The sequence below is a fragment of the Algoriphagus sp. genome, from assembly GCF_013373065.1.
In the GTDB taxonomy this organism is placed as follows: Bacteria; Bacteroidota; Bacteroidia; order Cytophagales; family Cyclobacteriaceae; genus Algoriphagus.
In genome coordinates, this window is sequence record NZ_JABXIN010000010.1 from 17,041 (window position 1) to 29,053 (window position 12,013).

General features: G+C 36.1%; 12 protein-coding genes and 1 pseudogene. All 13 read right to left on the bottom strand.

The window, feature by feature from the left end; all coding sequences use genetic code 11:
• Positions 1-137: 137 nt before the first annotated feature.
• Positions 138-1,109 carry a glycosyltransferase family 4 protein gene (locus HWE15_RS06800; protein WP_290506761.1) on the bottom strand — a complete coding sequence of 324 codons (972 nt, stop codon included), beginning with the start codon at positions 1,107-1,109 and terminating at the stop codon, positions 138-140.
• A gap of 44 nt (positions 1,110-1,153) precedes the next feature.
• On the bottom strand, positions 1,154-1,981 hold the full coding sequence (locus HWE15_RS06805; RefSeq protein ID WP_290506762.1) for a hypothetical protein: 828 nt from the start codon (positions 1,979-1,981) through the stop codon (positions 1,154-1,156).
• Entirely contained in the window at positions 1,978-3,099 is a 1,122-nt protein-coding gene (locus tag HWE15_RS06810; protein WP_290506763.1) for a glycosyltransferase, read from the bottom strand. The genes HWE15_RS06805 and HWE15_RS06810 overlap by 4 nt, the downstream gene beginning before the upstream one ends.
• A gap of 6 nt (positions 3,100-3,105) precedes the next feature.
• Positions 3,106-3,873, bottom strand: a complete 768-nt coding sequence (locus HWE15_RS06815) for an FkbM family methyltransferase (protein ID WP_290506764.1) — start codon at positions 3,871-3,873, stop codon at positions 3,106-3,108.
• 183 nt (positions 3,874-4,056) lie between these two features.
• Positions 4,057-4,491 (bottom strand): DapH/DapD/GlmU-related protein, encoded by a 435-nt coding sequence (locus HWE15_RS06820; protein ID WP_290506765.1) that lies wholly within the window; start codon positions 4,489-4,491, stop codon positions 4,057-4,059.
• Between the two features lie 105 nt (positions 4,492-4,596).
• On the bottom strand, positions 4,597-5,403 hold the full coding sequence (locus HWE15_RS06825) for a glycosyltransferase (RefSeq protein ID WP_290506766.1): 807 nt from the start codon (positions 5,401-5,403) through the stop codon (positions 4,597-4,599).
• Positions 5,404-5,405: 2 nt separating this feature from the next.
• On the bottom strand, positions 5,406-6,557 hold the full coding sequence (locus HWE15_RS06830; protein WP_290506767.1) for a glycosyltransferase: 1,152 nt from the start codon (positions 6,555-6,557) through the stop codon (positions 5,406-5,408).
• Positions 6,558-6,560: 3 nt separating this feature from the next.
• A complete protein-coding gene (locus tag HWE15_RS06835; RefSeq protein ID WP_290506768.1) occupies positions 6,561-7,622 on the bottom strand; it encodes an NAD-dependent epimerase/dehydratase family protein in 1,062 nt (353 codons plus the stop codon).
• Positions 7,615-8,376 carry a sulfotransferase domain-containing protein gene (locus HWE15_RS06840; RefSeq protein ID WP_290506769.1) on the bottom strand — a complete coding sequence of 254 codons (762 nt, stop codon included), beginning with the start codon at positions 8,374-8,376 and terminating at the stop codon, positions 7,615-7,617. The genes HWE15_RS06835 and HWE15_RS06840 overlap by 8 nt, the downstream gene beginning before the upstream one ends.
• A gap of 11 nt (positions 8,377-8,387) precedes the next feature.
• A complete protein-coding gene (locus tag HWE15_RS06845; RefSeq protein ID WP_290506770.1) occupies positions 8,388-9,656 on the bottom strand; it encodes a hypothetical protein in 1,269 nt (422 codons plus the stop codon).
• A 34-nt stretch (positions 9,657-9,690) separates the two neighbouring features.
• A complete protein-coding gene (locus tag HWE15_RS06850) occupies positions 9,691-10,746 on the bottom strand; it encodes an NAD-dependent epimerase/dehydratase family protein (protein WP_290506771.1) in 1,056 nt (351 codons plus the stop codon).
• A 46-nt stretch (positions 10,747-10,792) separates the two neighbouring features.
• A complete protein-coding gene (locus HWE15_RS06855; RefSeq protein ID WP_290506772.1) occupies positions 10,793-11,740 on the bottom strand; it encodes a UDP-glucuronic acid decarboxylase family protein in 948 nt (315 codons plus the stop codon).
• Between the two features lie 123 nt (positions 11,741-11,863).
• A pseudogene (locus HWE15_RS06860) lies at positions 11,864-12,013 on the bottom strand (UDP-glucose 6-dehydrogenase); the annotation flags it as partial.

Genomic DNA, 12,013 nt, shown 5'->3' on the forward strand with positions numbered 1-12,013 from the left:
CAAAGACCCATTTTCTCAAAGCCCCACTAAATACAGTGAAAAATATTAAGCCCCACAAAGCCTTAATTATAGGATTTCCTCCAATAAAAGAACTCTTAGGAAATAGATGCTTAGGTTTTACTAATTCGAAACCTATCCTAAACATTTGTATTAAAATAATCCAAGTATTTCTTGGCGATTTGGTCGGGTTGGTGTATGAATAAATGCCCGGGGACGGCAATATATTTTTCCTCCCAATCAGTCCTATCACTCCAGACTTTGACCAAAAGATTAGCCAAAGCCTCAGCATCCCCATTGGGAAAAGTCCATCCACAGGACCCAATGGCATCTTTTAAACCACCTTTTTCAGAACCAATTACCAAACAGCCGCAGGCCATGCCTTCCAAAGCAACTACGCCAAAAGGTTCTTCCCATACCGACGGTACCACCATCATATGGTGCTGATTTAATGTATGTGCTAATTGTTCGCCATGCAATTTACCAACAAAACGCACTTGATTTGGTAAATACTTATTAGTAAATGATTCTAAAACAGGCTTCTCAGGCCCTTCTCCTATCACAGTTAAATCTGGTTCAAATCGAGAATAGCGATCTTTGGCTAGTTTTAACGCTTCTAGTAAGACCATACAGCCTTTATCAGATACCAAACGCCCTAAAAAAACCAAAGATCTATTTCGATCAACACCTTGCCTAATTTTAAACAGGGTGTTGTTGTATGGATTTGGAATTAATTTACCAGTATGTCCCAAGTCTTGTTGAATGGCCTTGCTGATATAGCAATTATGTAAATAACCACTGATAAAACGTTTTAATCGTGCGCTTAAATTTAAGCGACGATCAGGAAGCCGATACCAGGTGTGATGAATCACAAATACTTTATTTTTGTAGAGTAGGTCAGGAAAAAGTTGTTTTAAGCTGACACAATTATGTAGTATCACATCAGATTTTTTAGCAAGATTCCAATAAGTCCATAACCTAGGATTGCGATGAACAACAAAAGGCCAATCTTTTTCCGAAATATTTCCCCCAAGAGAAGCAGTAGTTACCACATCCACCTGATGCCCCAATTGGTAAAACTCATTTGCCAAAACTTCAGCTACGGTTTCCATACCTCCAGTAGATGGAAAAAAAACGGTAGAATAAATTAGAATTTTCAATTTGGAGTTTTTTTTCTAATCCATAACCACTTTTGACCACTAAGGCGATACTCATTCATAGCATTAATCATTTCAGTTTCAGAGAGATTTCTTAGTAAATCACGATATCTTTGAACTTCCTTATTAGCTATTTCAATTTGTTTAATTTCATGTGTAATATTAAACCGATCAATTAATATTAAAGCCATCTGATTTATGTCAATATGTATTCCATCATAATCAAAAGGATGAATCTCAACGAGGATATCAGAGCAAAGAATTTTATGAACTTCTTTTGGATTTAAAAGATAGTATTCAAAACCCTCAATATCACAAATAATAAGGTTTTTTCTTTCAGCATGGATTAATGAATCAAGATTCCGATGATCGCAATAAGTTCCAACAACTAAATTAGATATCTTATTTATAGAAGCAAGTTCTTTTTGCAACTCTCTGGCAAAAGGATCAATATCAAAAGAGTAAACAATTGAATTAGTGCAGCTTTTTGCTAAACCAACAGCATAGTATCCCTCGGCAGCACCTACATCAATGATTATGTCATATTGATATTCTATTATCTTATTAACAATATCATGTAGTTCTTCTTCGTAACACCCGATCCACTTTGGCGTGATTGGGCCCCAAACTACTCTATTATAATATTTCAATCCGACGAATGGTCCTGAAAGTATTTTTATTGGATCTGAACCAAATAATTTCTCTTTTACCCAATTCTGAAAATCCCAAAATTTTTTTTTTGTTTGACGCCTGAATCTATAAGATTGTTGCCAAAAATAAACTTCCTTAAAATGTGTAGCTAAAATCGATTTTAAAAATTGTTTCATCTCAAATATTTTGAATAAATAGAATTCCAAGATAATTGCTCTTTATAAAAAGTATCGGATAATTTTCTTAAAAATGAAATATCCTCATTTAAGTATTTCAATATTTTCATGCTCATAGAAGGATGATAATCAATCCAAATTATCCCTGCACCCTCAAGAATTAGGCGATTAGTCATATCACCTTTAGTAGCAATAATCGGTAATCCGGCAGCAAAAGCCGCAGCTAAAGAACCACTTTTATTACAAGTACCTCCTTCTCCTTTTTTGTTTACAAAGTCAAACATTATAAACGCATCACTCGCTTTGAGGTGTCGATAGACATCCGGTGAATCCAGAAATCCCGTAATGTAAATTTTCTTTTGAACCAATTCAGGAAAATAGGACAAATCTGCGCGAAGCTTACCAATGATCAGCAATACAAAATTGGTATCTTCTTCGAGCACTCTCTGAAATAATTTCAACAATGAAACATGATCGCGAATGCCAAATGTACTCAAAACCTTTTCTCCATTAGGCGCTATACGATGACGTAAGCTCATTATTTCATGATCCGAAACAGAAATTGGCGTAATATTAGATCCAATCGGAATTTGTTTGATCTTTGGGTTCCACCGTAACAATTGCCCTTCGTAACGATCGATGCTTGTGATGAGTTGATGACTAAGCTTAGCCACAACCCTAGCAATAATTCGTTGTCCAATCGCCAGATACAAATATTTAGGATGAGTCCAATTATATCTTACATAAGTTTCATGAAAGGTTGTGACAATTTTAACTGGCAAGTGTTGGAGCTGCCTATAAAAATAGATTAAATGCCACGGTACGGCATAACGATCGTAAGATCCTGGAACATATTGAAACAACACTGTAGCCGGTTTAATCTGTTGGATATTTTCCAACACCAACTTCCAATCCCTGCGCTGCCAGTTACCACCAATAGGATACACTTGAAACCCTTCATCATGCATTTGCCAGTGGTCTTTTATGGATTGATCAGTCCTACAAATTATAGATACTATATACCCGCTGTTGACAAATTCCTTTGCCAAATGGTAGGTATAATCACCCACACCGCAACTAAGGGGTGGAAATTTGTTGGTGATGAAGAGGAGATTCATTTTAAATTATAAATGAGCATAATATTCATTTACTGATATTTCTTCAACAATATATCCCAGATCTTTTAGGAAATTTATAGGTTCATTAGACTGAATTTTTAGCTTTTCCATGCGCACAAGATTCTGTTCAAAAAATATATGGTTTATCTTTTTTTCTGAAAGCATTTTACGAGCACCATACAAAACTAAAGTGTCTGCGCCTTCAACATCAATTTTTAAAACATCAATTTTTTCAATATTATTTGAATTACAATAATTATCAATTGTATTTACCTCGACCTCTACACTATTCTCATTCTCATCTAATATCAAACCACCCCATCCAGTTTGACCACTTTCATTTCCTAAATAAAAGCTCATGATTCCTACGTTGGCTCCTAGAGCGAATTTCTCAATACTTACTTGAGAGCTAAAATTGTTTAAAATAACATTATGCCTAAGTTGACTAATATTATTTGGAGAAGCCTCAAACGCAATCACTTTATTATTAGAATTACTATTAGCCCAAATAATTGAGAAATAACCATAATTTGCTCCAACATCAAATAAAAGACCTCCAAACTTGGATAGGCTAGTTATCTGTTTAGATAAATCAAGTTCATAAAAATAATTTCGCATCAGATGCCTATGACCTACATCACTCGGGTTCAAATCCATAAAACAACCCGGAGCAAACTCAAGAGGAACTTTTTTATGATTAATTTTTAATTTCAAAATATTTTCAAGTCTCCATGTTAATTTTTCTCTTAACCAAAGTGGATATATCTTTATCATATCTGCATTTTTTAACCTTTTCAATTAATCATATCAATCATGGAAATAATTGAAACTACAAGTCCTAATGTATATAAATTTATTAGCCAAATAGCTATTATTATAACCAACCCCACAGTTAAGCTGTGGAAATTTGTTGGTAACGAAGAGGAGATTTAAACTCATTTCTTTATAAAGAAATAATTATTGAAAAAGCCTTCTGTAATCTAATTTATAATTTAATGCTTGTGATCTTGATTTTATAAATTTAGCAGGGACACCTGCAACTACCTGAAAAGCATCTATCGACTTGTTAACAACAGCACCTGCAGCAACCACTGCACCTTTACCTATATTCACACCTGGTAATACAGTAGCCCTAGTTCCAATCCAAACATAATCTTCAATAAAAATGGGTTCTTGACGCCCATCAAAAAATTCTGAATTCATGTCATGGTCTGCTGTAAGTAAAATTGTCTGTTCTGAAATAGAAACATTATTACCTATTTTTAAGCCACCTCTTGAATCTAAAATACAGTTAGCATTAATTACCGAAGAGTCGCCCATTTCAAAACCTTTAGCACAGTAAAATTTGCAACCCATTAATATAGCGCTTCCTTTACCAATTTTGAAACCCATAATTTTTCTGTAATAACATAGGCGAATTGTGTGACTTGGTATTTGAGAAATAATGTGATTACATATTAATAATCTGAGCTCTGATATATACGATTTCATCTTAACTTATTTAAAAATCATTAAAAAATAAAACCAATTTACCTCAAAATAAAATCCTATACCTTTAAACGAGTAATTAATTATTTCTTTTGTATTATTTACAAAAGATCCAATAAATACTTTGAATCTTGAAATTCTATAGTGAACATCTTTATTTGTATTTGTTTTATTTATTAAATATTGATTAGATACAATCCACTTATGATAACTTTTAAACGCTTTTGTTCTCCTCCAAGGATGAATAACTTTTGCGTTTTCAAGAAAGGTAGTTTCACATACTAATTTCAGTCTATGATAAAAATCTATATCTTCCATTGCTGCAAAAGGAAACCTCTCATCAAAACCTCCAATCCTTTCAAATACTTTTTTATCCACCGCTATATTACAAGACCAAAAACAACCTCCTTTTAAATTTAAGGGTGATTGTTCGTCAAACCGTTCCTTTGGTCTATCAGCATTAATATAACCTTCAATACCTTTATAATTTCCATTAATTATTTCTTTAGAGTAATTAATTAATAATTCTTTATCAGGAATGCAATCATCGTCAATAAATATTAACCAATCACCCTTCCCTTGTTTTGCTCCATAGTTCCGATTGGCAGCTGGACCTTTGCGTGGACCTGCCACCCAACTGCACCAAGGATATCGCTCATGAATCAAGCTTTCAGCTGTACTTTGCGTACCATCATCTGTAACGATTACTTCGTATTGGGCTTCATTGATAGTTTGAACACCTGGAGCGAGTCTATCCAAGCAAAGAGCGAGCATATCGTTACGATGACAGGTAGGAATGATGACAGAAAGCAACATCGCTAATTCTTTTCTTTGATTTTAGTTAAATATAGTTCACTTAGTTGCTCTGAAATTCTTTGCCAAGAAAAGCGATTATTCACTTGATCTATGTCAAGGATATTTGTTCGATCAGGCAATTGTATCCACTTTTTGATCGCTTCTATAAAAGCATCTTTTCCCAGCCCTGCTTTAATAACCCAAGGCATCTCGGATGAAAGCTTGGCACACTGCCCTACTTCCGATACGATAACTGGCGTACCAGCTGCCATGTATTCGGCATATTTGATCGGAAACCTGCTTTGGTTGAATAGGTTATCTTCCAATGGAAGTAGGCCCAAATCCAAGGCAGCTGCAAAATCTCTTGTTTTAATTGGTGGAAGTATCCCTAGATAGTCTACTTTTTTTGCAAGCCAGGGTGGTACATCGGGCAATATTTCTTTTGGCATTCCACATAATGCGATTCGCAGGTTTTCAACCTCTCGGAGTTCAGATAAAGCCTGATAACACCACTCCAATTCACCTGTAGTCCTACCCATAAATCCAATGTATCTTGCCTGCCCATCCAAACCAAGATTCTTTCTAGCAATTGATTTTTCAGTAGGCTGATAGGCCCATAAGCCGTTAAATAGTAGCTCGACATGTTTTGCTCCTGACTGTATGGCGCGGTCTTTTAAAAAATCGCTGCAAGTAGTCACCAAGTCTGCCTTTTTAGGATATTCATTTTCAATGTAGTTTACCCAAAATTGATCCCATCGCCCCCTAAAACTTTTACCTACACCTGAATACAACCCACCTGTCCAAAGATCATCCCAATCGTAAACCAATAATTTGGTTTTTGATTTCATCCTTCGCCAAGCAAGTCCTCCACTCAAAAAAGGTTGAAAAAGATGAACCACATCTGCTTCTGGATAAGTATTGTATGCGCGATCAAATACAGTAAAAGGATGATTCCACTGACCAAAAATACCTTGTCCTCTATGTCCTGGCCAAACTTCGTATTGAATTCCATCAATTAGTTCTTGTCTTCGTTTACTTTTGGGTTCATTATCACTAGCAAAAATGATCACTTGATGCCCCATTTGATTTAGGCCTAGTGCTAGGTTATGGAATCGGAAAAAGGTACCTTGTTGATGAGTACTTTGAACAAAAAAATGAATTTTCAATTTTTTCACTTCTCAAAAACCATTATTAATTATTGACTTATTTTCTCTAGCATATTCCATAATAGATTGCAATAGGGATTCCTTCGATTCCATGGGTTGCCAACCCCAATATTGACTCACCAAGGTATTATCGGTCACATACCATGGGATATCAAAAGAACGAGTTTCAGGAACTCGGCCTAACTCAATGTCATGATTAAGATGTTCACGACAAAATTGACTGAGTTCGAATAAGCTCATGCTACTGTCCAATCCCCCACCTACATTCAGTATTTTAGGGACTTTCCTATTTGGGTCCTTGATTTGTTTCAATAGTAGCTGCGCCAAATCTTGCGGGCTAAAAAAATCGCGGACTTGTTTTCCTGTTCCGCCAAATCCAATATAAGCAAGTGGCTTTTTTAATAACCATTGATAGATCCAGAATGAGAAAATGCCTTGGTCTATTTTTCCAAACTGCCCAGCTCCAGCGATTACTCCACATCGGTTAATCCACACTGGAAAACCAAATGCTTCCCCATACTCAAGGGCCATTGTTTCGGAAGCCAGTTTGGTGGCACCATAAAGCGAAACAGGGGCCTGCGTAGAAAAATTGTGGTCAATCCCTCGGCTACTACAGCCGACAAGGCCCTTATCAACAGAAAGTTGATACCTGGTATCACCTTCTTCAAGAGGTAATGAAGCCAAAGCAGGAATAGAATAAACTCGGCTAGTACTTAAGATGATAAAGCCAGAAGTATCTCTTCTGCATTTTTCCAGCAAATTGAGGGTGCCTGTAAGGTTATGGTCTATCATTTGGCGGGTACCACCTAGCAGACCTGCAGTAACAGTAGGAATGGCCGCGCAATCAATAACCCAATCTACCTTAGGCAACTCTTCAATATCTTCTTTGGATCGAATATCGCCATGAACAAATGTACAGCCAAGCTGTTTTAGCAAATGCAAATTGGTTTCGCTTCCCCTCCTACTTAGATTATCAATCCCAATAATTTGAATCGAGCTATCATGCTCTTTAAAAAAAGTGGCCAGACGGCTACCTACAAAACCTGCTATACCAGTTATAAGAATTTTATTCATACCCCATGCTATTTAAATCCTCCTTAAAAAAATTATATAATTGATTTTGAGTTGCTATATCAAACTCACTTTTATATCTATTAATTTTCCCAGAATTAAAATTATAACTTCCACCTTTATTTTTTTTCTCATTTTCAATATCAATAATATCTTGAAGATCCTGAGCACTCATTTTATAACCTAAAAAAGAACTTATTTCATTTATTATTTTATTGGGATTAGTCATTATCTCCTCATATTTCAAAAAAAGAATATTCTTATCTAATTTTTGCCATGATTTGTAAGTATCAATTGTACTAGTTACTACTGATAATGTATTTTCAATATTATCGCATTTAATAAAGGCATTCACGGGATCCAATCCTTTTCTGCTTTTTTCTCCATGGTCAATAAGTGACAAAATTATATCTCTTGGGTCTCTGAAAGTATATGTTACCCTTGCAAGGTTTAACTTTATTAATATAAGCCAAAAAAAAGTTGGTCTTCCGTGTGTTTTTATTGCAAAATCACCATATCTGAAGTTTGCATAAATCAATTTAAATAATGTAAAAAAATTCTTAAACCAATACAACTTTAAAAAACTTCTAATAGAAAACAATGAAAACTCAATATGAATATGATCTAAAACAGGTATGAGATCATCTTTAAAAAGACGATGAAGAGAATTTATATTTCTATTATTAGCTAGTAAACAGTTATAATTATGAATTAATGTACTCCCTGATTTATATTGTCCGTTACTAATAATAATCATTCTATAATATATTAAATATTTGAACTAAATTTTATACCATAAAGAAACCTTGCAACTTGTTGAAGAAGAAAGCTTATTGAAAAAATTAATGATAATTTTATAATTCCCATTACAGTACTAAGATCAAGAAAAACAATCCCTAGAGTATTAATTAAAAAAAATAAGATAATATATAGAATATTTGACCACCAATATACCCATTTTTTAGTTCCTGAAATTAATAAAAAAATTGCCGAAATATATCCTATACAAGCTATTAATACAGAATAACCAAACTCTTTCGCAAGATTATCATATTGTTTTCCTAAAATCCATTGAAACACCTGAGGATAATAAAAAGAAAACACCGTGAAAACACCTAATCCAATGCCAATCGTACCAACCACAAATAGTGTGTTTTTAAGTACTTTACCAATTGACATTTTTGCAAACCAAGGCTGAAGAATCATTCCATTAAATGCATTTAGGAAAGTAAAAAGCTGACCTAATCTACCTAAAGCCCCTATATCTGCGATAGAACTTGTTTTCCCAAATATACTGATCAATATTACCGTCATCTGCGATTGAATAGCCGAAAAGGATATCCCCAACATGGAGGGTTTGATGTATTGCAATACTTGCTTACGTGACTCAGGGTCGGCCTCAGTACGCAAATCTCTGTACCTATTGGCCAATGGAGCAAGGGCAAGGCCTGTCAGAACGATGGTAGCTGCATTGAGCCACAAATAAATCCATCCGCTCAGCCAACTAACCCCATACAGTGCCAAAACGATTACTAAGCGAAAAATAGCCGCTCCTACCTGTATTTTGTACACAGCACCAATTTCACTTTTGATTCGAAGTACTACGCTATAAAAACTGCTAAAACCTTGATAATAGATAGCTAAGGGTATACTCAAAAAAAGCAAGGCTTGCGTGAGTAGTGTCCAGTTTTTATCGTATGTCAAAAGAATAAAAGCTACTAACGAGAGAGGAGCAATTACTAGAAATAATTTTTTACGCCAATACCATACAGCATTGAAATAGCGGCTAACTTGTACCGGATCCGTATGTTTATCGCCAATAAATGCTAAAAAGGCAGAAGAAAGCCCCATTTCAACAAGCATTCCAAAAGTATTTTGTACAGCAAAAGCAAGTGTAAATTGGCCGAAATCTTCTTTGGTCATCCATCGGATTACCAGGAAACCCGTTAAAACCTGCAAAAATTGAGAAGCCAACTGACCCGTCGCAAAAGAAGTAAGCAGCTTGACATTACGCCTTAATTTGGATAGTAAAACCATTCCCTAAAGAAGTTAGAAGTCAGAAAATAGCATTTCAAGCTTCTAATCTTTGTTGCCAAGCTTCCACTATTTCCCTAATAGTATCATCTAAGCTTTTGGTGATATCCCAATTAGGATAATGAGCTTTCATTTTTCTAAGGTCGCTGTAATAGCAAATATGGTCTCCTTCTCTGTTCTTATCGGAATACACATAATTCATAGGTTTGCCTGAATATTTTTCAGCGATTTTAAAAGCCTCTAAAATGGAACAAGTATTTTCTCTCCCACCGCCCAAATTGTAAACTTCAGCAATGCGTGGAGCTTTAATAAATTCCTCAATAAATCGTGAAATATCATAGGAGTGAATGTTGTCCCGAACCTGCTTTCCTTTGTATCCAAAGACCGTATACCGTGTACCATCCAAATTACACTTAACCAAATAACTCAAAAAACCATGTAATTCTACCCCACTGTGGCTAGGTCCCGTCAAACACCCCCCCCTCAGTACACAGGTTGGCATATTAAAATACCGGCCGTATTCCTGCACGCTTATATCAGCAGCAACCTTGGAGGCCCCAAATAAGGAATGCTTACTCTGATCTATTGTAAAGGTTTCAGGTATTCCTGTGTGGTAGGTCTCATCCGCATAGTCCCATCGTGTCTCAAGTTCTACCATTGGAATATTATTGGGTGCATCCCCATATACCTTATTGGTTGACATGTGAACAAATGGAATATCCGTGGAGTATTGCCGCGTAGCTTCCAATAAATTGAAAGTCCCAACTGCATTTGTATCAAAATCATCAAAGGGAATAGCCGCTGCCCGATCATGGCTAGGTTGAGCTGCCGTGTGTACAATTGCATCTGGAGCTACTTCTTTCACCATTTTTAAAACACCTTCCCGATCTCTAATATCCAATTCTATATGATGGAATTTTTCCAAGGTATTTTCCAATCTTTTCTGGTTCCATCGGGTGTCTCCTTTCTCTCCAAAAAAGACTGCTCGCTGATTGTTATCCAAACCATAAATTTTCCAACCCAAATTGTGGAAGTGTTTACAAACTTCGGATCCCACTAAGCCTGATGATCCTGTTACTAAAAGCTTTTTCATTCTAATTTAATAATTATTGCTTTTTAGAAATTTCTACAAAATAGAGTTAGATAACAGCTGATATTAACTCTGATTCAAAATAGTATATAGTCTTTTCTAATCCCTCTTTCAAAGCCACCTTTGGCTCCCAATCCAGCTCCTCTTTTGCGAAATCAATGATTGGCTTACGCTGCATAGGATCATCTTGAGGGAGTGGTAAAAACTTGAGTTTACTTTTGCTTCCTGTCAATTCCAATATCAGCTCTGCCAATTCCAGCATGGTGAATTCTCCTGGATTACCGATATTAACAGGACCGGTAAAACCATCTCGGGAATTCATCAGACGGTACATGCCTTCAATGTTATCATCGACATAACAAAAGCTTCGGGTTTGCTTCCCATCGCCATAGATGGTAATATCCTCTCCCTTTAAGGCCTGCACGATAAAATTGGAAACGACTCGTCCATCTTGCGGATGCATGCGGGGACCATAGGTGTTGAAAATCCGCATCACTTTGATTTCTACGCCATGCTGTCGGTGATAATCAAAGAAAAGCGTCTCTGCACAGCGCTTGCCTTCATCGTAGCAGGCACGAATACCTGTTGTACTTACTGAGCCACGATAAGACTCAGGTTGTGGGTGGATTTCTGGATCTCCATAGACCTCCGAAGTACTAGCTTGGAGGATTTTTATCTTGAGCCGCTTCGCCAGACCCAGCATATTGATCGCTCCAATAACCGAAGTCTTGGTCGTCTGAACCGGGTCAAACTGATAATGAACGGGACTTGCCGGACAAGCTAGGTTATAAATCTCATCTACTTCTACGTAAAGGGGATGGGTTATATCATGGCGAAGAAACTCAAAGTTCTTATGATCCAATAAATGATGAATATTGGACCTTCTTCCTGTAAAAAGGTTGTCCACACAAAGGACTTCATTTCCCTCTTGGATCAAACGATCGCAGAGATGTGAACCAAGAAATCCGGCGCCGCCGGTAACAAGAATACGTTTCACGAGATTTTTAAACGTTAAAAGTTAAGCGTTAAATGTTTTGTTCAGAGTTCGAGGTTCGGGGTTCAATAGGAACGTAAACTTTGTTGAAAGTTTGGAACCCTGAACTTAGAACCTGGAACTATTTTATTTCATACCAATTCCATAATGGACAAAGCCCATGGAATCAAGATACTTCTTGTCGTAGATGTTTCGACCATCAAAAACAACCTTGTTTTTAAGCAGCTTGCCGACTGCATCCCAACTCGGAATCCTGAATTCGGACCATTCTGTTAC